The 24,154-nt window shown below is 73.4% G+C and carries 23 protein-coding genes; 16 read left to right on the top strand and 7 right to left on the bottom strand.

The annotated features are described in order from the left end of the window. Positions 1-26: 26 nt before the first annotated feature. On the bottom strand, positions 27-1,232 hold the full coding sequence (locus J3P41_RS04160) for an MFS transporter (protein ID WP_210648949.1): 1,206 nt from the start codon (positions 1,230-1,232) through the stop codon (positions 27-29). Further along, positions 1,219-1,551, bottom strand: coding sequence for a DUF3054 domain-containing protein (locus J3P41_RS04155; RefSeq protein ID WP_210648948.1), 333 nt, complete (start codon positions 1,549-1,551; stop codon positions 1,219-1,221). The genes J3P41_RS04160 and J3P41_RS04155 overlap by 14 nt, the downstream gene beginning before the upstream one ends. Positions 1,552-1,602: 51 nt before the next feature. Between J3P41_RS04155 and J3P41_RS04150 the strand changes: the two genes are divergently transcribed. Genes J3P41_RS04150 through J3P41_RS04140 form a run of 3 tightly spaced genes read left to right on the top strand, consistent with a single transcriptional unit; the run spans position 1,603 to position 4,898 of the window. Beyond that, the gene (locus J3P41_RS04150; protein WP_246861446.1) at positions 1,603-2,925 is read left to right on the top strand and encodes a cytochrome P450; all 1,323 of its coding nucleotides are present in this window, start codon (positions 1,603-1,605) and stop codon (positions 2,923-2,925) included. A gap of 24 nt (positions 2,926-2,949) precedes the next feature. Beyond that, the gene (locus J3P41_RS04145; protein WP_210648947.1) at positions 2,950-3,999 is read left to right on the top strand and encodes a family 43 glycosylhydrolase; all 1,050 of its coding nucleotides are present in this window, start codon (positions 2,950-2,952) and stop codon (positions 3,997-3,999) included. A 26-nt stretch (positions 4,000-4,025) separates the two neighbouring features. Further along, the gene (locus J3P41_RS04140) at positions 4,026-4,898 is read left to right on the top strand and encodes a thioesterase family protein (RefSeq protein WP_246861445.1); all 873 of its coding nucleotides are present in this window, start codon (positions 4,026-4,028) and stop codon (positions 4,896-4,898) included. Between the two features lie 124 nt (positions 4,899-5,022). Here the strand turns inward: J3P41_RS04140 and J3P41_RS04135 are convergent, their stop codons facing one another. Further along, entirely contained in the window at positions 5,023-6,168 is a 1,146-nt protein-coding gene (locus tag J3P41_RS04135; protein ID WP_210648946.1) for a hypothetical protein, read from the bottom strand. A 57-nt stretch (positions 6,169-6,225) separates the two neighbouring features. On the opposite strand from J3P41_RS04135, the gene J3P41_RS04130 reads away from it, so the two are divergent. From J3P41_RS04130 to J3P41_RS04115, 4 genes are all read left to right on the top strand, one after another. After that, on the top strand, positions 6,226-6,495 hold the full coding sequence (locus tag J3P41_RS04130) for a hypothetical protein (RefSeq protein WP_307861816.1): 270 nt from the start codon (positions 6,226-6,228) through the stop codon (positions 6,493-6,495). A gap of 66 nt (positions 6,496-6,561) precedes the next feature. Further along, on the top strand, positions 6,562-7,464 hold the full coding sequence (mshB, locus tag J3P41_RS04125) for an N-acetyl-1-D-myo-inositol-2-amino-2-deoxy-alpha-D-glucopyranoside deacetylase (protein ID WP_210648944.1): 903 nt from the start codon (positions 6,562-6,564) through the stop codon (positions 7,462-7,464). Then, positions 7,461-7,823 (top strand): hypothetical protein, encoded by a 363-nt coding sequence (locus J3P41_RS04120; RefSeq protein ID WP_210648943.1) that lies wholly within the window; start codon positions 7,461-7,463, stop codon positions 7,821-7,823. Before mshB ends, J3P41_RS04120 begins: the two co-directional genes overlap by 4 nt. Positions 7,824-7,832: 9 nt before the next feature. Further along, positions 7,833-9,581: a VanW family protein gene (locus tag J3P41_RS04115; RefSeq protein WP_210648942.1), complete on the top strand. Its 1,749-nt coding sequence runs from the start codon at positions 7,833-7,835 to the stop codon at positions 9,579-9,581. 11 nt (positions 9,582-9,592) lie between these two features. Here J3P41_RS04115 and J3P41_RS04110 read toward each other — a convergent pair whose 3' ends face one another. Beyond that, positions 9,593-10,504, bottom strand: coding sequence for an N-acetyltransferase (locus J3P41_RS04110; protein WP_210648941.1), 912 nt, complete (start codon positions 10,502-10,504; stop codon positions 9,593-9,595). A gap of 62 nt (positions 10,505-10,566) precedes the next feature. Between J3P41_RS04110 and fdxA the strand changes: the two genes are divergently transcribed. The 3 genes from fdxA to J3P41_RS04095 all read left to right on the top strand — a co-directional run bounded on the left by fdxA (position 10,567) and on the right by J3P41_RS04095 (position 13,087). Beyond that, positions 10,567-10,893 carry a ferredoxin gene (fdxA, locus tag J3P41_RS04105; RefSeq protein WP_210648940.1) on the top strand — a complete coding sequence of 109 codons (327 nt, stop codon included), beginning with the start codon at positions 10,567-10,569 and terminating at the stop codon, positions 10,891-10,893. Beyond that, entirely contained in the window at positions 10,890-12,008 is a 1,119-nt protein-coding gene (gene dapC / locus J3P41_RS04100) for a succinyldiaminopimelate transaminase (RefSeq protein ID WP_210648939.1), read from the top strand. The genes fdxA and dapC overlap by 4 nt, the downstream gene beginning before the upstream one ends. Before the next feature lie 137 nt (positions 12,009-12,145). Continuing rightward, entirely contained in the window at positions 12,146-13,087 is a 942-nt protein-coding gene (locus J3P41_RS04095; RefSeq protein ID WP_210648938.1) for a PD40 domain-containing protein, read from the top strand. A gap of 28 nt (positions 13,088-13,115) precedes the next feature. On the opposite strand, the gene J3P41_RS04090 is transcribed toward J3P41_RS04095, so the two are convergent. Genes J3P41_RS04090 through J3P41_RS04080 form a run of 3 tightly spaced genes read right to left on the bottom strand, consistent with a single transcriptional unit; the run spans position 13,116 to position 15,631 of the window. Continuing rightward, positions 13,116-14,084 carry a hypothetical protein gene (locus J3P41_RS04090; RefSeq protein ID WP_210648937.1) on the bottom strand — a complete coding sequence of 323 codons (969 nt, stop codon included), beginning with the start codon at positions 14,082-14,084 and terminating at the stop codon, positions 13,116-13,118. A 12-nt stretch (positions 14,085-14,096) separates the two neighbouring features. Then, positions 14,097-15,038 (bottom strand): 2,3,4,5-tetrahydropyridine-2,6-dicarboxylate N-succinyltransferase, encoded by a 942-nt coding sequence (gene dapD, locus J3P41_RS04085; RefSeq protein WP_210648936.1) that lies wholly within the window; start codon positions 15,036-15,038, stop codon positions 14,097-14,099. Positions 15,039-15,085: 47 nt separating this feature from the next. After that, positions 15,086-15,631, bottom strand: a complete 546-nt coding sequence (locus tag J3P41_RS04080; RefSeq protein WP_210648935.1) for a DinB family protein — start codon at positions 15,629-15,631, stop codon at positions 15,086-15,088. Positions 15,632-15,963: 332 nt separating this feature from the next. Between J3P41_RS04080 and ileS the strand changes: the two genes are divergently transcribed. Genes ileS through J3P41_RS04050 form a run of 6 tightly spaced genes read left to right on the top strand, consistent with a single transcriptional unit; the run spans position 15,964 to position 24,154 of the window. Further along, on the top strand, positions 15,964-19,173 hold the full coding sequence (gene ileS, locus J3P41_RS04075; RefSeq protein ID WP_210648934.1) for an isoleucine--tRNA ligase: 3,210 nt from the start codon (positions 15,964-15,966) through the stop codon (positions 19,171-19,173). Continuing rightward, the gene (locus J3P41_RS04070; RefSeq protein WP_210648933.1) at positions 19,173-20,426 is read left to right on the top strand and encodes a hypothetical protein; all 1,254 of its coding nucleotides are present in this window, start codon (positions 19,173-19,175) and stop codon (positions 20,424-20,426) included. The genes ileS and J3P41_RS04070 overlap by 1 nt, the downstream gene beginning before the upstream one ends. An 11-nt stretch (positions 20,427-20,437) precedes the next feature. Next, the gene (locus tag J3P41_RS04065; RefSeq protein ID WP_210648932.1) at positions 20,438-21,127 is read left to right on the top strand and encodes a hypothetical protein; all 690 of its coding nucleotides are present in this window, start codon (positions 20,438-20,440) and stop codon (positions 21,125-21,127) included. After that, the gene (locus J3P41_RS04060) at positions 21,128-22,300 is read left to right on the top strand and encodes a hypothetical protein (RefSeq protein ID WP_210648931.1); all 1,173 of its coding nucleotides are present in this window, start codon (positions 21,128-21,130) and stop codon (positions 22,298-22,300) included. Positions 22,301-22,328: 28 nt separating this feature from the next. Further along, positions 22,329-23,399 carry a succinyl-diaminopimelate desuccinylase gene (gene dapE / locus J3P41_RS04055; RefSeq protein WP_210648930.1) on the top strand — a complete coding sequence of 357 codons (1,071 nt, stop codon included), beginning with the start codon at positions 22,329-22,331 and terminating at the stop codon, positions 23,397-23,399. Further along, entirely contained in the window at positions 23,396-24,154 is a 759-nt protein-coding gene (locus J3P41_RS04050; protein WP_210649733.1) for a TIGR00730 family Rossman fold protein, read from the top strand. Before dapE ends, J3P41_RS04050 begins: the two co-directional genes overlap by 4 nt.

The following is a 24,154-nucleotide window of genomic DNA, read 5'->3' as shown; positions in this document are numbered from 1 at the left end:
GCCGGCTCGGCGCGGCCGGCCGCGGCTCAGATCTCGTCGTCGACGTACGCCGGGCGCGCCACACGCAGCCCGGCGAGGGTCAGCGGCACCGCGGTGAGCGCGAGCAGCACGATCACCAGCGACCAGTCGCCGGTGGCCTCGTGGACCAGGCCGACGACGAAGGGGCCGACTGCGGCCAGGCCGAAGCCGACCGGCTGGACGAAGCCGGAGAGCTGTGCGGTGACCGAGGGATGACGGGTGCGCGCGGTGATCAGCGCGATCGACGTCGGGAAGGCCAGGCCGGCCAGGCCGAGCAGCAGCGCCCACACCCACGGGAGGGTGGCCGGGGCGAGGAGCAGTCCGGCGTAGCCCAGGGCGAGCGTGATGCCGAAGAACACCATCCAGGCGTGCAGGCCGCGACTGCGCGCGATCACGGTGGGCATCACGAGGGCCCCGGCGATGCCCACGCTGGACAGCAGTGCCTGCAGGGCGCCGGCGGAGGAGGCGGAGATGCCGGCGTCGCGGTAGATCTGGGGCAGCCAGCCGAACTGGACGTAGGCGTGCATCGACTGCACGCCGAACATCACGGTCAGCGCGACGGCCGTGGGGGAGTGCAGCACCCGGCCGGTGGGTGCCGCCTCCCCGCTGACGTCGTGCTCGACCGGCGAGCGCCGTTCGCGCAGCGCGAGCCAGGCCCACAGCGGCACGGCGATCGCCGCCAGCAGGCCCCACATGCCGAGCCCGGCGCGCCACGAGCGGCTGGTCTCGCTCACCGGAGCGGTGAGCAGCGACCCCAGGCTGCCGCCCACCACCAGCCCGGTGCCGTGGACGGTCATCAGCACGACCGCGTGCCCGTGTGTCTTGATCCAGGCGGGGACGAGGACGTTGCCGACGGCCATGCCGGCCAGCGCGGCGACGGTGAGGAGGAGGAAGAGCGGGACGCTGTCGGTCGTCACCCGCAGCAGGAGGCCGATCGCCGCGAGGGTGAGCCCGATCGCGAGCGCCGCCGTCATCCCGATGCGGCGCGCGAAGCCGACGGCCAGCGCGCCGACCAGGCCGAAGCAGAGTCCGGGCAGCCCCGTCATCGCCCCGGCCACGCCCGCGCTCATGCCCAGCCCCTCGCGTACCTCCTCCAGCACCGGCCCGGGCGAGGACGCGCCGGGCCTCAGGTTGATCGAGACGACGACGACGGCGACGAGCAGGAGGCCGAAGGGGACTGCGGAGCTGCGGGACCTGGCCTCATCGTCTGACACGTGCACCGACTCTAGGAAGCACGAGCAGCGCGCCGAGGACGAGGGTGGCGACGACGACGAACGCCGTCGCCGTCCCTTGGCCGCTCGCCTGGCGCAGCACCATCCCGCCGACCAGGGCGCCGAGCCAGACCGCGACGCCGGAACCGATCGCAGCCGGGGCACGCCGGGTCGCCGTCAGCACGGCCCAGGCGAGCAGGGCGCCGACCAGGAACGGCCAGGCCGTGGCCCACCACCCGCCGACGGTCAGGGTGCCGTAGTGGCTGAGCCGCCCGATCACCGCGAAGACGCCGATGAGCAGGAGGTCCACCACGAGCCACATGCGCTCAGCCTAGGGACGCCGGTCCCGTCGTCCGCGGCTAGTCTCGAGGCCATGAGCTCGCTCGCCACCTCGCCGGTCGCCCGCAAGGTGAGGTCGGGGGTCCACTGGGGGGTGGCTCACGGCCTGCCCACGCTGTTCCTGCGCCGAGCCGCCAGCCGCGGCGACCTCCAGGCGCGGCTGATCCGGGCGGGAGCGCGCGGCTCCGACGACGTCTTCGACCTCATCGAGGAGATCCGCTCGCACGGGCCGCTCTACCGCTCGCAGGTCGGGTACGTCGCCACCAGCCACGCCGCCGTGCGCCACGTGCTCACCGGCGACGACTTCCGCACCGGCCTGCCGACCGCCGAGGGCCCCCTGGGCCGGATCTCGCGCTGGGCGGCACCCGACACGCTCCACCCCGTCGAGCCGCCGTCGCTGCTGGTGACCGAGCCTCCCGACCACACGCGCTACCGCAGGCTCGTCACCCGCGTCTTCACCATGCGCGCGGTCGAGCGGCTGCGCGAGCGGACCGAGGAGATCGCCACGGCGCTGCTCGACGCCCTCGAGCCGCGGGCCACGTCGGCCGCGGACCTCGTCGAGGCCTACTGCGCCCAGCTGCCGGTCACCGTCATCGCGGAGATCCTCGGCGTGCCGGAGGACGAGCGCGGCACGGTGCTGCACGTCGGGTCGGCGGCCGCGCCGAGCCTCGACCTGGGACTCGGCTTCCGGCGCTACCGCTCGGTCTCCCGCGCCCTTGACCAGTTCGACGCGTGGCTCGGCCGGCACCTCGACGACCTCCGGCGCGCCCCGGGCGACGACCTGCTCAGCCAGCTCGTCGCCGTCCGCGACGAGGGCCGCGGCCTCGACGAGACCGAGCTCAAGGCGACGGCCGGACTCGTCCTCGCCGCCGGCTTCGAGACCACCGTCAACCTCCTCGGCAACGGGATCGCGCTGCTCCACGACCACCCCGAGCAGCGGGCCCGCGTGGTCGCGGACCCCTCGCTGTGGCCCAACGTGGTCGAGGAGGTGCTGCGGCTGGACCCGCCGGTGCTGCTCACCGGCCGGATGGCCGCGCACGACACCGAGGTCGCCGGGCGGCCGGTCCGCGGCGGCTCGATGGTCACCGCCATGCTCGGCGGCGCCAACCGCGACCCCGACGTCTTCGCCGATCCGCGCCGCTTCGACGTCGGCCGGTTCAACGCCCGCGACCACATCGCCTTCTCCGCCGGCCGGCACCACTGCTTGGGCGCCCAGCTGGCGCGCATGGAGGGCGAGGTCGGCCTCCGCGCGATCTGGGACCGCTTCCCCGACCTGCGCCTCGAGCCGGGCGCGCGCCGTCGCGAGACCCGCATCCTGCGCGGCTTCGAGCGGCTTCCCGCGACACTGCGTCCCTGACCTGTCCGCGGTACGGTCCCCCGCGTGTCCGACCGGGGAGCAGTCCGCCTGCTCGTGCTGCTGCTCGCCGCCTGCCTGCTGTCCGTCGCCGGTCCCACAGGCGCCGCCGAGCGCGTCCCGCGACCGGTGCTCGACCTGGACTTCCCCGACCCCGCGGTGGTCGCCGCTCCCGGCGGGCTCATCGCGTACGCCACCGGCGACCGGGTGCCGCACGCCTGGTCGCGGCGCGCCGACGGGCCGTGGCGGCGGGGCCCGAGCCTGCTGACGCACCGGCCGTCGTGGTCGCGCGAGGGCGGTGTCTGGGCCGTCGACGTCGCCCGCGCCGGCGGCAGGTGGCTGCTCTACTACGCGACGCCGGTGCGCGGGATGGGCGAGCACGGACGGTGCATCGGGGTCGCCCGCTCGGCATCGCCGCGCGGTCCGTTCCGCCCGGTGGGCCGCGCGCCGCTGGTGTGCCCGGCCTACGCCCGGGTGCCGACCGCGCAGGATCCGCTGCTGCCGCGCGACCCCACGCTGCCCCGGGCCGGAGTGATCGACCCGTCGTGGTTCCGCGACGCCGACGGGTCGGCGTACCTGCTGTACAAGACCGACCGGGTGCCCTCCAGCATCCGGATCGTCCCGCTCTCGCGCGACGGGCAGTCGGTGCGGCGCGGTGCCACCAGCCTCGAGCTGCTGCGGTTCGAGGGCGTCTGGGAGAACCCGGTCCTGACCCGGCGGTCCGGGGACTACGTCCTCCTCGTCTCCGAGGGGGACTGGACGCGCTGCACCTACAGCACCCGGTGGCTACGGTCGGCGGACCTGCTCGACTGGTCGGCTGCGGAGACCGGCGTGCTCGTGGACGCCGCGACCACCGGCCTGTGCGGACCCGGTGGACTGGACCTCGTCGAGGGCCGCGGCGGTCGCACGCTCGCGTTCCTCCACGGCTGGACGTGCCACGGGACACCGCTCCCGTGCGCCGGGACGGGCAACTGGGACCAGAAGCTGCGCTCGCGCGGCCGCCGGGCGCTGTACGCCGCCCGGCTGGGCTGGATCGACGGTGTGCCGCAGGTCACCGGCTGGCTCCGCGCGCGCTGACCCGGCCCGGCCCCTAGTCTCGGGACATGGCTTCGGAGTGGGACACGCACACCGCCCTGACCGCATCGGGCGAGGGGCTCTTCGGCGCTCAGCTCGACCCCGGCTGGGTGGTCGGCGGAGGCGTGAACGGCGGCTACCTGCTGGGGATCGTCGGCAACGCGGTGGCTGCCACGGTGCCCGCCAAGCCGCACCCGCTGGCGGTCAGCGCGCACTACCTCACCGCCTCGCGTCCCGGCCCCGCCCAGGTCGCGATCCGGGTCCTGCGCGAGGGCGGCAGCGTCGCGACCGTGGCGGCGGAGCTGGGACAGGAGGGCACGACCCGCATCACCGCGCTGGCGACGTACGGCGACCTGAGCGCGATGCCCGACGACGTCGCCACCACCGCCGAGGAGCCGACGCTGGCTCCGCTGGAGGAGTGCGTCCCGGCCTCTGCGGCGCCCGACCACGTCCGGCGCACGGCGCCGCTGATGGAGCGCTTCGACATCCGCTTCGACCCGGCGTGCATCGGTTGGGCGGTGGGCGAGCCGAGCGGCCGTGGCCACATCCAGGCCTGGTTCCGGCTGGCCGACGGCCACGACGTCGACCCGGTGGGGCTGCTCATGGTCTGCGACGCCCTGCCGCCGGTCACCTTCGACCTCGGCCGCCCCGGCTGGGCGCCGACCCTGGAGCTGACCGTGCACGTGCGCGCGATGCCCGCACCGGGCTGGCTGAGGGTCTCCCACCGGACCCGCAATGTCGCCGGCGGGATGTTCGAGGAGGACTGCGAGGTCTGGGACTCAGCGGGCGGCTGGTCGCCCAGAGCCGGCAGCTGGCGCTGCAACCGCGGGCGTGAGTCGGGCTTGAGTCGCTGGGAGACTCAACCGCGATTCCGGGCGTGTCGGGCGGCGTCGGGCGCGTGAGTTGGTCTTGAGTCGCTGGGAGACTCAACCGCGATTCCGGGCGTGTCGGACGGCGTCAGTCGGGTGAGTCGGGCTTGAGTCGCTGAGAGACTCAAGCGCGACTCCGGGCGTGTCGCGCCGCCGGTCAGTCGAAGAAAGCGCGGTCCAGCGACACGATCCACCGGCGGCGTGGGTGCTCGGTGAGGGACCACAGCCGGTCCGTCGAGGGCCAGTACGACAGGTCCTCCGGTCCCATCGGCACCGCCCACCGCCTCCTGCGCATCGACCCCGGCTGGCCGGCGTACACGGTGCCGGGCATCCACGGTCCGTGCGAGACGGTCACATGGTAGCGGCCGGCCGCGATCACCGCCCCCTGCATCTGCCGGACTCCGCCCTCGTCGAGGGCGAGGGGGCGGGAGTACCCGTCGTCGCCCGCGGCGAGCTGCCAGGTGGCGGGGTCCAGCGGGTAGCGAGCCAACCGGGTCGTCGCGTCGGCCGCGAGGGCGTACTCGCCCGCGACCAGCGTCGGCGGCTGCGAGCGCCGGTCCAGCGACATGAAGGAGTAGCGCAGCTTCTGGTGTCCCTCGTCGGTGAGCGCCCGGTAGGTGGAGCGCACGGGCAGCACGTAGCGGTGGCCGAAGGAGTGCAGCGCGGTGCCCTCGATGCCGAGACGGTCCGGGTGGTCGTCATCGCCTGCGACGCGCATGATGTCGTCGACGCGCGCGGTGACGAAGCCGCGCCCGGTCGCGGCGATGTGCAGGTAGGGCCCGGCCCACACGATGCCGCCCGCGTGGATGCTCATCGGCCGCAGCGTGAGGGCGCCGGCCTCGTCGAACACCGGTGAGACGAGCAGGACGTGCCGGTACCTCTCGGAGTCCAGGTCGACGAACGTGACGCGCGAGCCGCGTCGGATGCCGTCCTTGCCGGTGGAGTACCAGGTGGTGACGACCACCCGGCGGCCCGCGACGTCCTCGGTGTCGGAGGAGTCGGCGCTCGTCGAGATGCCCTGCGGGTACCACTGCTCGTCGCGGTCGTCGTAGGCGTCCCAGCGCCATGCCTCCCGCACGGCACGACCGAGGATGCGCGGCACGACCTGCGCCCGGCGCACCTCGTGCTTGAGGTCCGCGAGGAGGGCCTCCAGCCCCGTCGCGCCACCGGTGAGGGCGGAGAGCGCGTCGATCTCGCGGACGTTCTCGTCGGTGCGCCGCAGGTGCACCCCCATGACCGGCGCAGGCCCGGCGGCGCTCGGCACCGCGGAGCGCGCGGGGTCCTCCTCGCCGGCCGGCTGCATGCCTCGACCCTAGCCAGCCGTCGGCGGCCCGTTCTCGCGCGTGGGACGATGGCGCTCGTGAGGGCGATCTTCTTCGACGAGGACGATGCGCACGCCGTCGTGGCGCGCCTGCGTGCCGACGGCTTCGCGGCGCGGCTCGAGCGTGAGCGGCTGGCCGGCGAGGACGACGACGAGGACCACCCCTGGGCGGTGGTCAGCGACGCGCCCGGCTTCATGCTCGAGGTGCTGGTCGACACCCACGACGGCTGGCTCGACGAGGAGCAGCCGGCCGCTGCCCCGGCGCCCGTCGAGCTGCCCGTCGAGCCCCGCCGCATCAAGCGCGGCTGACCGCGCCGCGCCGGGCGTACGCCGTCGAGGGCCCGCCTGTCGGAGACGACTCCTAGGCTGGAGCCCATGACCGACCACCGCCTGCTCCTCGTCCACGCCCACCCCGACGACGAGTGCATCAACAACGGCGCCACCATGGCCCGCTACGTCGACGAGGGCGTCGGCGTGACCCTCGTGACCTGCACCGCCGGCGAGATGGGCGAGGTGCTGGTGCCCGAGCTCGCCCACCTGGCCTACGAGGAGAAGGGCGGTCTCGGCGAGCACCGACGCGGTGAGCTCGAGGAGGCCATGAAGGTCCTCGGCGTGACCGACCACCGGTTCCTGGGCGGCTTCGGGCGCTTCCACGACTCCGGAATGGCCTGGCACGCCGAGGGTCACGCGATCCCCGCGGAGACCATCCCCGACAACGCCTTCTGGACCGCCGACCTCAACGAGGCCGCCGACGAGCTGGTGAAGGTGATCCGCGAGGTGCGGCCGCAGGTGCTGGTGACCTACGACGAGTTCGGCGGCTACGGACACCCCGACCACATCCAGGCGCACCGCGTGGCGATGTACGCTGCCCAGCTCGCCGCCGCGCCGTCCTACAAGCTCCACCTCGGCGAGCCGCACGACATCGCGAAGATCTACTGGACTGCGATGAGCGAGTCGCGGATGCGCGAGAGCCTGCGCCAGCTGCGCGCGGCCGGTGACACCGAGACGTTCGCCGGCCTGGAGCCCGACGGCAAGCTGCCGCCGTTCGTGACTCCCGACGAGCTCATCAGCGCCCGCGTCGACGGCACCGCCACGGTCCAGCGCAAGATGGACGCCCTGGCCAAGCACGCGACGCAGGTCCGCCCCGACGGCGAGTTCTTCGCCGGCGCCGAGAGCGGTCACTCCTGGTGGTCCGAGGAGTTCTATCGCCTGGTCAAGGGCACGCCCGGCCCGGTCGCTGCCGACGGGTACGAGGAGGACCTCTTCGCCGGCCTGTGAGGGCCCTGCTGGTCCTCGCCGCGGCCCTGGCCGGGGCGCTGTCCGGGGCCGCCGGCACGCTGCTGCACCAGCGCTGGTGGGGGCTGGGACTCGCCCTCGTCACGGGCGTGGCCGTGCTCGCCTGGCTCCCGCCCGGCGCTGCCCGGGTGCTCTTCGCGCTCGGGTGGTGCGTCCCGGTCCTGCGCGGCGCCCTGCCGCGTCCGGCCGGCGGCTACTTGGTCGCCGCCGACGCCGCCGGCTGGTCCCTCCTGGCGGGCTCGGCGGTGCTCCTGATGGCCGCCCTCGCCACGGTCCGGAGCCGGACCTCGACGGCGCCGGACGAGGTCGAGGATCCCGGAGTTCGCCGTCCGGCCACCTAAACTCGCCGCGTGCCGACCCCACGCAGCGACGCCCAGCCCCGCGAGAAGGCGGGTGCCAAGGTCGTCCTCTGGATGCTGTTCGCGCTCGTGCTCCTCTTCGGCGGCCTCTACGTCGCCGCCCACTACGCCGCCGGCGACAAGGTCCCGCGCGGCACGACCGTGTCCGGCGTACGCATCGGCGGGCACCCGCAGGGCGAGGCGGCGCAGCGGCTCCGGGCCGGGCTCGCCGACGAGGTCGCCCGTCCCATCGCCGCCACGATCGACGGCAAGCCGGTCGAGATCGACCCCGCCGCGCTCGGGCTGGGCGTGGACTACGAGGCGTCCGTCGCCGAGGCGGGCGGGGAGCGCAGCTGGGACCCCCAGCGGCTGTGGGACTACTTCACCGGCGGCGACTCGTTCGAGGCCGAGGTGACGGTCGACGAGGCTGCCTACAACGCCTACCTGGCGCGCCTCGACGAGGAGCACGGCACCCCCGCGCGCGACGGCGCCGTCGCCTTCGACGGCGGCCGGATCGAGACGACCGACGCCACGACCGGCCGGGCGCTCGACCCCAGCGACACCCTCGGCGCGCTGCGGGAGGCGTACCTCCAGGACGCTCCCGGAGTGGTCGCCCTGCAGACGACGGACGTGGTGCCCGACATCGACGCCGGCGACGTCCAGGAGGCGCTCGACGCCTTCGCCTCCCCGGCGGTCGCGGCGCCGGTGACCCTCCGCTTCGAGGGCTCGGACGTCACGATCTCGCCAGCCGACTACACCAGCGCGCTGAGCCTGGTGCCGACGGGCGGTGAGCTCGTGCCGACGCTCGACGCGCAACGGCTCGCGGAGGTCGTCGGCACCCGGATCACCACCGGCGCGCCGGTCGACGCCACCGTCGCCCTGGTCGGCGGCAAGCCGCAGGTCGTGCCCGCCAAGCCGGGGGTCACCTTCGACCGCGCGCAGCTGGAGGCCGGCTTCCTGGACGTGGTCGCCCAGCCGCAGGGGGAGCGCACGCTCGAGCTGGACTCCCAAGTGGCGCAGCCGGAGTTCACCACCCGCGAGGCACGCGCGCTCAAGGTGCGCGAGCAGGTCTCGACCTTCACCACCTACTTCCCCCACGCCGACTACCGCAACATCAACATCGGCCGCGCCGCCGAGATCATCGACGGCACGCTGCTCAAGCCCGGCGAGACGTTCTCCCTCAACGACACCGTCGGCGAGCGGACCGAGGAGAACGGGTTCACCAAGGGCTACGTCATCAGCGACGGCATCCTCGTCCAGGACCTCGGCGGGGGCGTCTCGCAGATGGCCACCACCTTGTTCAACGCGATGTTCTTCGCCGGGCTCGAGGACGTCGAGCACAAGCCGCACTCGTTCTACATCGACCGCTACCCGGTGGGTCGGGAGGCGACCGTCGCGTGGGGTGCGGTGGACCTGCGCTTCCGCAACGACACCCCCTACGGCGTGCTCATCGACACCAACGTGACCCCGTCGACCCCGTCGTCCTCGGGCGTGGTGACCGCGACCATGTACTCCACCAAGTACTGGGACATCACCACGACCACCGGCGAGCGCTACAACATCACCCAGCCCAAGGTGCGCCGCATCGACGACCTGACCTGCCACCCCAACCAGGGCTACGGCGGGTTCGACATCGACGTGGTGCGCTACTTCCGGCCGGTCAACGGCAACACCGAGACCCGCGACGACGAGGTCTTCCACACCACCTACACGCCGAGCGACACGGTCATCTGCACCAACCCCGACGCCGTCGACCAGTAGCCGCGGGAGCCTCAGCCGGCCAGGTAGCGGTTGGTGTGGTGGGTGACGAAGCCGTGCCGGGCGTAGAGCGCCAGCGCTCCCGCGTTGGCCGTCTCCACGTGGAGCATCGCCGTGCGCGCGCCGCGTGCGGCGCCCCAGTCCAGCAGCTCGGCGAGGACGGCGCTCGCCAGGCCCCGGCGGCGCTGGGCGGGGTCGACGGCGAGTCCCTCGACCAGCAGCCAGTCGCCGGACAGCACGCCGGTCCCGGTGGCGTCGTCGCGGACCGTCGCCGTGGCACGGTCGTCGGCCTCGGCCAGGTCGACGGGGACGTCCGGTGCCGCCGTGCGCAGCGAGCGCAGGGCCTGCGGGACCGGCGCCAGCTGCGCGTGGGCGTCCCCGCTGCCGATCGGCGAGAAGCCGAGCGCGGCCAGGGTCGTCTCGACCGCCGAGCCGGGCTGCACCTGGATGAGCGGCGGCTGCTCGAGGGCGGCGTAGAACTCCCGGACGCGCCACACGGCGTCGGCCCAGCCGATGCCGGGCTCGTCCATGGCGAGGGCGGAGTTGCCGCGGCGGCGCAGCCGGCCGCCGTGGGGCGGCGACGCGCGCAGCAGCCAGGCGCCGAGCGGCTCGGTGGTCGTGGTGGACCAGAGCGCCGAGACGTGCTCCTCCACCTCGCGCGCCGGCACCCGCGCCCGCACCGACGCGCGCGGCGGCACCGGCTTGCCGGTCACCACGGCGGCCAGGGCGACCTCGACCGGTCCGTGACCGTCGCGGTCGAGGGTCAGCGACTCCGCGCCCCACGCCGTACAGGTGCCCAGGACGTCGGTGGCCCGGCCGTCGGGAAGCAGGTGGCGCACGACGATCCGCTGCCCCACCACGTGGGGCCCGAGCGTGTGCCTGCCCACGCCGGTGCCCACGGTGTGGGGTTCTGACGTCTCGGGCATGCCCGGATACTAGAGTGGAGGCGCTCGACCATCGTTCCCCCATCCGTGCCCAGGAGGACCTGGTGACCTACGTCATCGCCCAGCCGTGTGTCGACCTCAAGGACCGCGCGTGCGTCGACGAGTGCCCCGTCGACTGCATCTACGAGGGCAAGCGGATGCTTTACATCCACCCCGACGAATGCGTCGACTGCGGCGCGTGCGAGCCGGTGTGCCCGGTCGAGGCGATCTTCTACGAGGACGACACCCCGGAGGAGTGGAAGGGCTACTACGACGCCAACGTCCACTTCTTCGACGACCTCGGCTCGCCGGGCGGCGCGGCGAAGATGGGCCTGATCGACAAGGACCACGAGATGGTCGCGGCGCTGCCGCCGCAGGAGCACGACGAGTGACGCCCGTCCCGGGCGGCGGGCCGGTCTCCGGCCGCCTCCCGGACTTCCCCTGGGACAAGCTCACGGCGTACGCCGCGACGGCGCGCGCCCATCCTGACGGCGTCTGCGACCTGTCGGTCGGCACGCCCGTCGACTCCACGCCCGCGGTCGTCCAGGACGCCCTGCGCGCCGCGAGCGACTCCCCGGGCTACCCGACCACCATCGGGCTCGAGGCGACGCGTCAGGCCGCGATCGACTGGCTGTCGCGCCGCCACGGCGTGACCGGCCTCGGGCTCGACGCGGTGCTGCCGGTGACCGGCTCCAAGGAGCTGATCGGCTCCATGGCGCTGCACCTGGGCATCGGCGCAGGCGACCTCGTGGGCTATCCGGCCCTGGCCTACCCGACGTACGAGGTCGGTGCGGCGCTCGCCGGCGCCGACAGCCTGGCCACCGACTCGCTGACGGCGTTCGGGCCGCGCACGCCGCGGCTGCTGTGGCTCAACAGCCCCGCCAACCCCAGCGGGCGCGTGCTCCCGCTGGAGCACCTGCGCAAGGTCGTGGACTGGTGCCGCGAGCGCGGCACGATCCTCGTCTCCGACGAGTGCTACATCGAGTGCGCGTGGGAGGGCGAGCCGCCGCTGTCGATCCTCGACCCGCGGATCACGGGCGGGTCGCTCGACGGGGTGCTCGCGGTCCACTCGCTGTCCAAGCGCTCCAACCTGGCCGGCTACCGCTGCGCCTTCGTCGCCGGGGATCCCGCCCTGGTGAAGGAGCTGCTCGCCGTCCGCAAGAACCTCGGGCTCCAGATGCCCGGTCCGCAGCAGCGCGCGATGATCGCCGCGCTCGCCGACGATGCGCACGCCGACGAGCAGCACGCGCGCTACGCCGCCCGGCGCAGCACGCTCCGGGCCGCCCTGGAGTCGGCCGGGTTCCGCATCGACCACTCCGAGGCCTCGCTCTACCTGTGGGCCACCCGCGGCGAGGACTGCTGGCGCACGGTGGGCGAGCTCGCCGAGCAGGGGATCCTCGTCGCCCCCGGCGAGTTCTACGGCGCGGCCGGCCGCGAGCACGTCCGGGTGGCCTTCACCGCCACCGACGAGCGGGTCGCGGCCGCCGCCGCACGCCTCGCCGGCTGACGGTCTACCGGTCCCAGGGTCGGCCCGGGCCTCGGTCGGCCTGGACGGGGCTATCCCCACGGTTGGGCATGCGCCCGGACGCGGCAGTTCCTAGCCTCGAGAGGTCAGCCCGAGCCCTCCACGAAAGCCACGGTGCCATGTCGCGACGTGCCGCACGTGCCGTCCTCGCCCTCCTCCTCGTCGTCGCGTCGGGACTCGCCGCTCTCACGGCGCCCGCGAGCGCGGGCGGGTCCTTCGGGCGGCTCGACGGACGGATCGCCTTCGTCCGCGGCGAGCAGGTCCACACGATCGATCGCTGGGGCGGCGACGAGAAGCAGTTGACGCACACGGGTCGCAACTCCGGGCCGACCTGGTCCCCCGACGGGCGCCGGATCGCGTACATCCACGAGGTCGACGGCAGGCGCGACGTGTGGGTGATGGCCTCGGGCGGTGCGTTCAAGCGCCCGGTGACCCGCTCGGGCGACGTCACCTCGACCACTGCCACCTGGTCGCCCGACGGGCGCACCCTCGCGTACGCCGCCGGCGGGCGGCTGGTGACGATCCGGTCGCGCGCGCCGCACGGAGCCCCGCGGCCCGTGAGCGCCGTGCCCACCGGGGGCTGGTGCGACTCCGGTGACGGCGAGGCGCAGGAGGTGCTGGTCGACCGCTTCGTGGCCTGGTCGCCGGACGGCTCGCGGATCGCGGTGCTCAACCACTCCGACTGCTACTTCGACGACCGGATGGACCACGTCCACCTCGACACCGGCGAGCGCCGCCAGTACGCCGCCACCGGTGCCGACTGCTGCGGCTACCTCGAGTGGTCGGACCTGTTCTGGGGGCCGGACGGCCAGTTCGGCTGGTCCGAGGCGGACACCGGCCAGTACGGCGAGGAGCCGGACGCTCCGAGCCGGATCGTCTACCCGGGCTTCGCGTCCCTCGACGGCGACACCGGCGGGGCCGCCTCTCCCTCGGGCCACTTCCTCGCGCTGAGCAGCTCGGCGACGGGCACCGAGCTCCTGATCCGCGCCCGGTCCGACGGGAGCCACCGGAAGGTGCTGGCCGTCGGCTCGCAGCCGGACTGGCAGGCCCGTCCGCGGTGACGGTGCGCCGCGCCCGACTCAGCGGGTGTCAGTCGAACACGTCGACGTGCACGTGGTCGCGGTGCTCGAGGATCGCCCGGTCGCCCGAGGACGACGAGGGCACCCGGTAGTCGGTCCATCCGTCGTCCGAGCGCGAGCCGGCGCGCCAGATCCGGTCGTCGAAGATGATCGTCTGGACGTCGAGCCGGTCGGCCTGGGCCACCAGGTAGCTCGCCATCGCCCAGCCGCGCTTCTTGTTGTCGGCGGTGACCGGGCGGAAGAACACGTCGATCGCCCGGCCCTCGTAGTGCGCCGAGCCCTCCATGTGCCCGCTCGAGACGCCGCCGGGCTGGAACCCGCCGAGCGACAGCGCGCCGAACCGCTCCTCCAGGTCGCGCCGCACGACGCTGGCGCGGGGGACCAGCCCCGTCTCGTCCAGCTCGTCGCTCGCCTCCTCGGCGTCGCCGGGCACGTCGCACCACAGCGCCCCGGGCGAGTTGCCGGTCAGGGCCGAGGCCAGCGCGCGGGCGTCCTGCTCGTGGTCGGCGTACGCGTCGGGGTACGCCGAGCGCTGCACCTCCTGCGCCGCCACGGTGATCTCCATGGCCTCGTAGCCCTCGACCTGCGCCAGGGCGTCGTAGAAGGCGTGGGTGGCGTAGACCGGGTCGGTCAGCTGGGGGACCGTGCCCCAGCCCTGCGAGGGGCGCTGCTGGAACAGCCCGACGGAGTCGCGGTCGCCGTAGTCGATGTTGTAGAGCTTGGACTCCTGGAAGGCGGTGGCCAGCGCGATGCTCGCGGCGCGCGCCGGCATGCCGCGCTCGACGGAGATGGCGGTGATCAGGGCGGCGTTCTCGGCCTGCTCGAGATCGATCTCGACCGTGTGCCCGTCGACCTCCGCGGTGCAGCCGCTGGAGTCGAGGACGGACGGCATGCCGCCGCGGTCCACCAGCACCACGGCGGTCGCGACGGCGCCCAGCGCCACCACCGCGCCGACGGCGGCCGCGCGCAGGGACGGCACGGTGCCCCGGTCCTAGTTGGCGTGCAGCGCCGCGTTGAGGGTGATGCCCTCGCCCTTCCACGGCACTGCCTCGATGGCTCCGCTGACCGAGTTGCGGCGGAACAGGACGTTGTCGACGCCCGAGAGGGTGGCGGCCTTGACGACCCGAGGCTTGCTGTCCATGTCGGTGACGGTCACCTTGGTGCCCGCGGTGACGTAGCACCCGGCCTCGACGACGCAGTCGTCGCCCAGGGAGATGCCGATGCCGGCGTTGGCGCCGATCAGGCAGCGCTCGCCCACCGAGATCACCTGCTTGCCACCACCCGACAGCGTCCCCATGATCGACGCGCCGCCGCCGACGTCGGAGCCGTCCCCGACCACCACGCCGGCCGAGATCCGGCCCTCGACCATCGAGGCGCCCAGGGTGCCGGCGTTGAAGTTGACGAAGCCCTCGTGCATGACGGTCGTGCCCTCGGCGAGGTGCGCGCCCAGGCGGACCCGGTCGGCGTCGGCGATGCGCACGCCGCTCGGCATCACGTAGTCGACCAGGCGCGGGAACTTGTCGACCCCGTGGACGGTCACGTGCTGGCCGCTCGCCCGGAGGCGGGCGCGGGTGGCCTCGAAGCCCTCGACCGCGCACGGGCCGGCGGAGGTCCACACGACGTTGGCGAGGAGCCCGAAGATCCCGTCCAGGGACTGCCCGTGCGGCTTCACCAGGCGGGTGGAGAGCAGGTGCAGGCGCAACCAGACGTCCTCGGTCGACGCCGGCGCCTCGTCGAGGTCGGCGATCTCGACGAGCCGCACCTCGCGGCGCACGGCGCGGGCCTCGTCGTCGCCCTCGAGCGCCACGAGCTCCGCGGGCGCCTCGCCCTCGGTCGCACCGAGGACGGGGGAGGGGAACCAGGCGTCGAGGACGGTCTCGCCCGAGCCGGTCGAGGAGAGGGTCAGCAGGCCGTAGCCGGATGCAGCAGTCACGCGGGCAAGGGTACGGAGGCGGCCTCACGGGCCCGGGAGGTGCCCGGCTACTGGCCGGCGCGCCCGTCGATGCACTCGCGCACGAGGTCGGCGTGCCCGCAGTGGCGCGCGTACTCCTCGATCATGTGCACGACGATGTCGCGCACCTCGGTCGGCTCGCCGTGCACGTCGACGATCGCGTCCAGGTCGGTGCGCTCGAGCACCTCGCGGGCGTACGCGATCTCCGACTGCCACAGGTCGTGGCTGACCCGGACCAGCTCGTCGTCGGCCTCGGGGAAGGTGAACCCGGCGTCCTCGGCCTCGTCGGGGAACAGCCGCGGGAGGTCCATGCGGGCCTCGATCACCCGCCGGAACCAGCTCTGCTCGACCCGCGCCATGTGCCGCACCAGGCCGAGCAGCGAGATGTTCGACGGCGGCACGGCCCGGCGGGCGAGCTGCTGGGCGTCGAGGCCGTCGCACTTGAGCGCGAGGGTCTGCCGGTAGTGCTCGAGGTAGCCGACCAGGCACTCGCGCTCACCGCGGGTCGGTCCCATCTGCATCCGCGGGTCCTCCTCCGCCGGGAGCCACATGCCGTCGTATCCGGGGTTCGCCATGGACCCAGCCAATCGCACCGCCCGCGCACGGACCAAACGAGTTGCGACGCCGCCGCCCGCGCGAGCCGGAACCGATTGGCGCCCCCGCGCGGGACGGTCGTACGATCGCCGCAGGCGTCTGAGCCGTCATCAGCGGCGAGCCTCCGGAAGAACGGGTACGGCGATCCGGCCGCGGCCTCACTAGAACCGGACGGGTACGGCCCGACACAGCCGCAACGAAGCGGGGATCCTCCGGATCCCAAGCGAGGTGGTACCGCGGTCGCGCCCGGGGATCGGGCGCAGTCGTCCTCGTGGTGAGCCCGAGTCGTACGACGCACCGCGAGGAGCACCAGATGGCCTACCCGAAGGTCTCGCACACCGACGCGACCTCCGTCGCGAGCAGCCCGCGCTTTCCCGAGATCGAGGAGGCGGTGCTGAAGTACTGGGAGGCCGACGACACCTTCCGCGCGAGCGTCGAGCAGCGCGACGCCGGCCAGGACGGGTCGGGGGAGTTCGTCTTCTACGACGGCCCGCCGTTCGCCAACGGGCTGCCGCACTACGGCCACCTGCTCACCGGCTACGTCAAGGACCTCATCCCGCGCTACCGCACGATGCGCGGGCAGCGCGTCGAGCGCCGCTTCGGCTGGGACACCCACGGCCTGCCCGCCGAGCTCGAGGCGATGCGCCTCAACGGCATCAAGACCACCGACGAGATCGTCGAGCTCGGCATCGAGAAGTTCAACGAGGCCTGCCGCCAGTCGGTGCTGAAGTACACCGGCGAGTGGCGCGAGTACGTCACCCGCCAGGCGCGCTGGGTCGACTTCGAGAACGACTACCGCACCATGAACCCGGAGTTCATGGAGTCGGTCATCTGGGCCTTCAAGCAGCTGCACGACAAGGGCCTGGTCTACGAGGGCTTCCGGGTTTTGCCCTACTGCTGGCAGGACGAGACGCCGCTGTCCAACCACGAGCTGCGGATGGACGACGACGTCTACCAGGTGCGGCAGGACCCCGCCGTCACCGTCGGCTACCACGTCACCACGCCCGGCGACCTCGAAGGCGTCAAGGTCCTCGTCTGGACGACCACGCCCTGGACCCTGCCCTCGAACCTCGCGGTGATGGTCGGCGAGGACATCGACTACGTCGTGGTGGAGTCGTCGACGCCGACCGGCCGGCCCGAGCGCTACCTGCTCGCCGAGGCGCGCCTGGCGTCGTACAGGCGCGAGCTGTTCCCCGACGCCGACGAGGCGACGGTGCTCTCCCGCCACACCGGCGCCGACCTCGTCGGCCTGGAGTACGCGCCGCCGTTCTCCTACTACCTCGGCCACGAGCGGGCCTTCCGCCTGGTGCCGGCCGAGTTCGTGACGACCACCGACGGCACCGGCCTGGTGCACACCGCCGGCGCGTTCGGTGAGGACGACAAGGTGGTCACCGACCGCGAGGGCATCGAGGCGGTCATGCCGGTGGGCAAGGACGGGCGGTTCACGTTCCCCGTCGTCGACTACGAGGGCCTGCAGGTCTTCGACGCCAACCTCCAGATCATCGACCACCTCAAGGCGGTTACCCGGGGCGAGCAGGCGGGCTCGGTCACCCCCGGCACGGTCCTGGTGCGCCGCGAGACCTACGACCACTCCTACCCGCACTGCTGGCGCTGCCGGCAGCCGCTGATCTACAAGGGCGTCTCGTCGTGGTTCGTGGAGGTGACCAAGGTCAAGGAGCGCCTGATGGCGCTCAACCAGGACATCCGCTGGGTGCCCGACCACATCAAGGACGGCCAGTTCGGCAAGTGGCTGGAGAACGCCCGCGACTGGTCGATCACCCGCAACCGGTTCTGGGGCAGCCCGGTGCCGGTGTGGAAGTCCGACGACGAGAAGTACCCGCGCGTCGACGTCTACGGCTCGTTCGAGGAGATCGAGCGCGACTTCGGCCGGCTGCCGCGCGACGCGGACGGCAACCCCGACCTGCACCGCCCCTTCGTCGACGAGCTGACCCGCCCGAACCCCGACGACCCCCGCTCGCCGGAGGAGGGGCAGTCGACGATGCGCCGCGTCACCGACGTCCTCGACGTGTGGTTCGACTCGGGTTCGATGTCGTTCGCGCAGGTGCACTACCCGTTCGAGAACAAGGACTGGTTCGAGCACCACTTCCCGGGCGACTTCATCGTCGAGTACATCGGCCAGACCCGCGGCTGGTTCTACACGATGCACGTCCTGGCCGGCGCGATCTTCGACCGGCCGGCGTTCTCGACCTGCCTCAGCCACGGCATCGTGCTCGGCAACGACGGCCAGAAGATGTCGAAGTCGCTGCGCAACTATCCCGACGTGCGCGAGGTGTTCGACCGCGACGGCGCCGACGCGATGCGCTGGTTCCTCATGTCGAGCCCGATCCTGCGCGGCGGCAACCTCGTGGTGACCGAGCAGGGCATCCGCGACTCGGTGCGCCAGGTGCTGATCCCGCTGTGGAACAGCTGGTCGTTCTTCAGCCTCTACGCCAACGCGGCGTCGTACGACGCGCGCTGGCGCACCGACTCCGCCGACCCGATGGACCGCTACATCCTGGCCAAGCTGCGCGAGTACGTCGCGACGATGACGCAGCAGCTCGACGACTACGAGGTCGCGAACGCCTGCGACTCCACGCGGTCGTTCCTCGACGTGCTCACGAACTGGTACATCCGTCGCTCCCGCGACCGGTTCTGGGCCGAGGACGCCGACGCGTTCGACACGCTGTCCACGGTGCTGGAGGTCGTGTGCCGGGCGACGGCCCCGCTGCTGCCGCTGACGACCGAGGAGGTCTGGCGCGGCCTGACGGGTGGGCGCTCGGTGCACCTCACCGACTACCCGACCGTCGACGAGCTGCCCGGCGACGACGCGCTCGTGACGGCCATGGACGAGGTCCGGGACGTCTGCTCGGCGGGCTCGGCGCTGCGCAAGGCGGCGAACCTGCGCAACCGGCTGCCGCTGTCGGGGCTCACCGTCGTCACCGAGGCCGACCTGAGCGGCTTCGAGTCGGTGGTCGCCGACGAGCTCAACCTCAAGGCCGTGACGCTGCTCCGGCCCGACGCGCCGGAGGCGGCGTCGTACGGCGTCTCGCAGCGGCTCACCGTCAACGCCCGCGCGGCCGGGCCCCGGCTTGGCAAGGACGTGCAGGTCGCGATCAGGGGGTCGAAGTCCGGCGACTGGTCGGTGGCCGAGGACGGCACCGTGACGGCCGGCGGCCTGGCGCTGGTCGAGGGCGAGTACGCCCTCGAGACGGTGGCCGGGACCTCCTCCGACGACACGGCGATCGGCATGCTGCCGCACGGCGGTTTCGTCGTCCTCGACACCGCGGTGACCCCCGAGCTCGAGGCCGAGGGCGCCGCCCGCGACCTGGTCCGCGCCGTGCAGCAGGCCCGCAAGGACGCCGGCCTGCAGGTCAGTGACCGGATCTCGCTCACCGTGGCCGCGCCCGAGGCGACGCTCGCCGCGGCCCGGGCGCACGAGGCGCTCCTCGCCGAGGAGACGCTGGCGACCTCGGTGTCCTACGTCGAGGCGGACGAGATCGGCGTACGGGTGGAGCGCGCCTGATGGACGCACCGAGCGGCCTCGACGCGCTCGCCGAGGAGCTGCGGACCGACGGCGTCGTGGTCGACCGGGTGCTCGGCACGGGCGAGGCGCAGGAGGCGCACGACCGGATCGCCGCGGTCGTCCGCGAGGTGCCGTTCCCGGTCTACGTCGCCCTGGTCGAGCAGCCGGACGGGCTGCCGGACGACGGCATCGCCGCCGCCGACGCCCTGGCGGGCCTCCTCAACCGCCGCCTCGGCGACGGCCTCTACGTCCTCGAGACCAGTGACAGCATCCAGCAGGTGTACTCCTTCGGCCTCGGCTCCGACCCCAGCCGGCTCAGCCTCGCGGCCTACGCCAACGCCGACGTCCTCGAGGCGGAGGCCGAGGCGATCCGGGGGGACCACGTCGTCGTGCCGCCCGCGGTCGAGGCGGAGGCGCAGGCGCGCACCGCGGAGGAGCTGCTGGGGATCGGCCGCGGCCCCTTCCTGGAGGGAGGGGAGTATCCCGCGACGCTGACCGACGCCGAGACGCGGCGCCTGGCCGAGCGCGCCGTCGAGCTCGCGGCGAGAGCCGACTGGCGTCCCGAGGGAGGCGACTACGTGTCGGTGCGCACCGCGTCGCGCGGCCTCTCGGCGCTCGTGGGTGTGCTGTCGGGTCTCGTGGTCGCACTGCTGCTCGGCCAGACCTTGCGCGGCTGGCCCCGTCGGCGCGCGGATGGTCCCGACGGACGGGAAGCCGCCCGCCCCGCCCTGGCGCCTCCTCCGGACCGCGACGCCGAGCTCGCCCGCGCTCGCGAGCTGCTCGACGCCCTGTCGCAGGACCTCGAGCGCGTGGACTGGGCCCGGGTGCGGGACAGCGAGGTGGCGGGCCGGGCGCTGACCGCCCGCGACGCCGGTGAGCCGCTGCTGGAGTCGCGCGACGTGGCCGACCTGATCGGCGCCCAGGTGATCGCCCGCGCCGGCTCCCGCGACCTCGCCCGAGGTCGCCGCGGCAGTGGCGACGCGCTGCGGACGTGCTTCTTCGACCCGCGCCACCCCGAGGCCCGGGCGAGCGTCTCGTGGCGACTGGGCGACGGTGAGGTCGAGGTGCCGTGCTGCACGGCGTGCGCCAAGCGGGTGGGCGCCGGGCGTACTCCCGACCATCTCCGGCTGCGGGCCCGTCGCGGCACGGAGCCCTACTGGAACCGGGACGACGTCTGGGCCCGCACCGGCTTCGGCGCGACCTCGGACTACCTGGCCCGCGACGTGCTGGCCGACCGGGCGGAACAGCGGTGAGGGTCGTGCGCATGGCGGTACGCTCCGCCGGCTGGGTGATCGGCGCGGTCACCGGCGTCGTCGTCGGCACGCTGCTGGCGCTCGTGACCCAGGACTGGCAGGAGTCGCGGGAGGCCGCCGACGTGGCCAGGCGGGCCGCGGCGTTCGAGCACCGCGACGTCGTCCCCGAGCCGGGCGACGCGGTGCGCGCCCTGGTCGAGCAGGACTCCCGGCTGGCGATCGACCCGCTCCTCGCCGACCGGGTGCCCGTGGCCGACCGGCGGCGCGCGGAGGCGCTCCTCGACGGGTCGCCGGTCCCCGCCCGCATCGCGTACCTCACCTATCCCGAGACCCAGGACGAGGGCTACACCAGCTCCGGCGCAGCGGCACAGTGGCGCACCGCCGTCGGCGAGGAGGGCCACTACGTCGTGCTCTGGGACAGCGGCCACACGGAGTCCGGGGCGTTCGGCCTCGAGGAGCACTACGTGGAGAGCCGCACCGAGGGGCAGCCCGGACCGGCCCTGGTCCGGCTGGCCGAGGAGATGGCGGAGTGGGAGGCCGAGCCCCTGCCCACGCGGCCCGAACCCGTCCACGACTACGACTCCTGGGGCGGCATCGGCGGTGGACTCGCCGCAGGCGCGCTGATGGGCCTCTTCGGCGTCGTGCCCGTGTTCCTGCTGCTGCGCTGGTTTGTCGGCACCCGACGACGAGAGGTCTCCTGAATGGACATCACCGACGCCACGATCGCCGAGATCGAGGAGGAGCTGGGCGGCGACGGCGTGTGGGTCGACCCCGGCTTCGCCCGCGCCCACGACATCTCCGCCGCCGACGAGGCCCGGATGGAGGAGGCGGTCGCGTCGACGGAGCACGCCGAGCTCAAGGTCGTGCTGGTCGAGGTGGACAGCGACGACGAGCGCTTCCAGGGCAGCTTCTCCTCGCTCACCGCCTGGATGCAGGACACCCGCGGCGGGGACGCGACGTACGTCGGCTGGGAGGTGTGGAGCGAACCCCACCTGACCGTGGTGACGTACGGCCAGCAGCCGGACCCCATCTACGTCGCCAGCGTGGCCGACCACGAGCACCCCGACGACCTGGTGAGCCAGGTCGTCGAGGTGGGCGAGCTGCTCGACAGCGGACGCGCTGAGGAGATCTGGCACGAGGTGCCGTCCGACGAGCGCTACAGCTGGACGGCCGACGAGGGCATGCAGGCGTCCGAGTGGGCCGCCGTGGGAGGCGGGGTCGTGCTGCTGGTCGGGGCCGTCGTCCTGGCGCGCAGGGCGCTCCGGCGGCGCCGCAGCGCCGGCTTCGTGCTGCCCACCACCGTGCTGCACACCGTCCGCGCCGCCGAGGACCGCCGGCTGCGGCAGCAGGCCGAGGCCGAGGTGCTCGCCCTCGGCGAGGCGATCGGTCTCGGGGAGCCGAGCGGCTCGGCGAGCTCGCTCGCGGCGTGGCAGCAGGCGCTGGACCACTACGCCGCGGCCCGCTCGATCCTGTCCCAGGCCGCCGCTCCCGCCGACGTGGTGGGCGCGCTGGTGCTGGCCCGTCACGGCGAGTCGGCGCGCGCGGCGGCGCAGCAGCCCGAGGCGGACGCCTGGGAGCCGCCGGTCCGCTGCTGGTTCAACCCGCTGCACGAGGGCCCGACGACCGAGGTGACGTGGCGCGACGACGCACGCGAGGTCGACGTGCCCGCCTGCGCGGCGTGTGCGCGCGACGTGCGCGCGGGCCGGGAGCCCGACGACGTCCTCGACTTCATCGAGGGGGAGCGGACGGTGCACTACTTCCGCCTCGACCTCGGTGCCTGGAGCCGCACCGGCTACGGCGCGCTCGACCGCGACCTCCTCGGTGCGCTGCGCGCGGGCACGGGTGCCCGCGGTCGCCTGTCCCGGCGGCGGTGAGTCGCGCGGGACTGGTTGAATCGGGGCCATGCCCGAACTCGACCTGTCCGCCGACGTCGTGACGCTGACCCAGCAGCTCGTCGACATCTCCTCGGTGAGCCACCACGAGCAGGAGATCGCCGACGCCGTCGAGGGCGCCCTGCGGGCGCTGGGGCACCTGAGCGTCACCCGTCGCGGCCACACCGTCGTGGCGCGCACCGAGCTGGGCCGCGACGAGCGGGTCGTCATCGCGGGTCACCTCGACACGGTGCCGCTCAACGACAACCTGCCGGCCCGCCTCGAGGACGGCGTCCTGCACGGCCTCGGCAGCTGCGACATGAAGGGCGGCGACGCGGTCATGCTCAAGCTCGCCGCCGACGTCGCCGACCCCAACCGCGACCTCACGTTCATCTTCTACGAGGCCGAGGAGGTCGCCTCGGTCCACAACGGCCTGCGCAAGCTCACCGAGAGCGACCCCGACCTGGTCGCGGCCGACTTCGCGATCCTGATGGAGCCCAGCAACGCCTCGGTCGAGGCCGGCTGCCAGGGGACGATGCGCGTGGACGTGCGCACCACCGGCGAGCGCGCCCACAGCGCCCGCAGCTGGAAGGGCGTCAACGCGATCCACCTCGCCGGACCGGTGCTGGCCCGGCTCAGCGAGTACACCGCCCGCACCCCGGAGATCGACGGGTTGACCTACCACGAAGGGCTCAACGCCACCGCGATCCGCGGCGGCGTCGCCGGCAACGTCATCCCCGACGAGTGCGTGGTCGAGGTCAACTTCCGCTTCGCCCCCGACCGGAGCGAGGCGGACGCCGAGGCCTTCGTGCGCGACTTCTTCGCGGGCTACGACGTCACGGTGACCGACATGGCCGCCGGCGCGCTGCCCGGCCTCGACCGGCCGGCGGCGCAGGCGTTCGTGCGTGCCGTCGGCGGCGAGGTCAACCCCAAGTTCGGCTGGACCGACGTCGCGCAGTTCACCAAGCTCGGGATCGCGGCGGTGAACTTCGGGCCCGGCGACCCGACGTACGCCCACAAGCAGGACGAGCACGTGCCCACCGAGCACATCGAGCGGTGCGAACGGATCCTCACGCAGTGGCTGACGGGGGACGTGCGATGAAGGACCGGTTCAAGGGACCGATCGTCGAGCGCCGGCGCCAGGTCGAGGAGGGCAGCACGACCGACCAGCGCCTGCTCGACTCCCGCGGCCCGACCGACTGGGTGCACACCGACCCATGGCGCGTGCTGAGGATCCAAGCCGAGTTCGTCGAGGGCTTCGGCGCGCTCGCCGAGCTCGGGCCGGCGATCGCCGTGTTCGGCTCGGCCCGCACGACGCCAGACCACCCGCACTACGCGGTTGCCGAGGAGGCGGGACGCAAGCTGGCCGAGGCCGGCTTCGCGGTGATCACCGGCGGCGGCCCCGGCACCATGGAGGCCGCCAACAAGGGAGCGAGCGAGGCCGGCGGGGTCAGCGTCGGGCTGGGCATCGAGCTGCCCTTCGAGTCGGGCCTCAACCAGTGGGTCGACCTGGGCATCAACTTCCGCTACTTCTTCGCCCGCAAGACCATGTTCGTCAAGTACTCCCAGGGCTTCGTCGTCCTGCCCGGCGGCCTCGGCACCCTCGACGAGCTGTTCGAGGCGCTGACGCTGGTGCAGACGCAGAAGGTGACGTCGTTCCCGATCGTCCTGATCGGCACGTCCTACTGGCAGGGCCTGCTCGGCTGGCTGCGCGAGAGCGCGCTCGCCGACGGCAAGATCAACGCCAAGGACCTCGACATGATGGTGCTCACCGACGACGTGGACGAGGCGGTGGCCCTGATGGTCGCGGCCCGCGAGGACCGCTGGCCCACGCCGGCGCCCGAGCGGCCCGAGTGA

Source organism: Nocardioides sp. SYSU D00065 (assembly GCF_017916425.1).
Taxonomy (GTDB): Bacteria; Actinomycetota; Actinomycetes; order Propionibacteriales; family Nocardioidaceae; genus Nocardioides.
The sequence above is the reverse complement of the archived record's forward strand: the minus strand, read 5'-3'. Positions and strand labels throughout refer to the sequence as shown.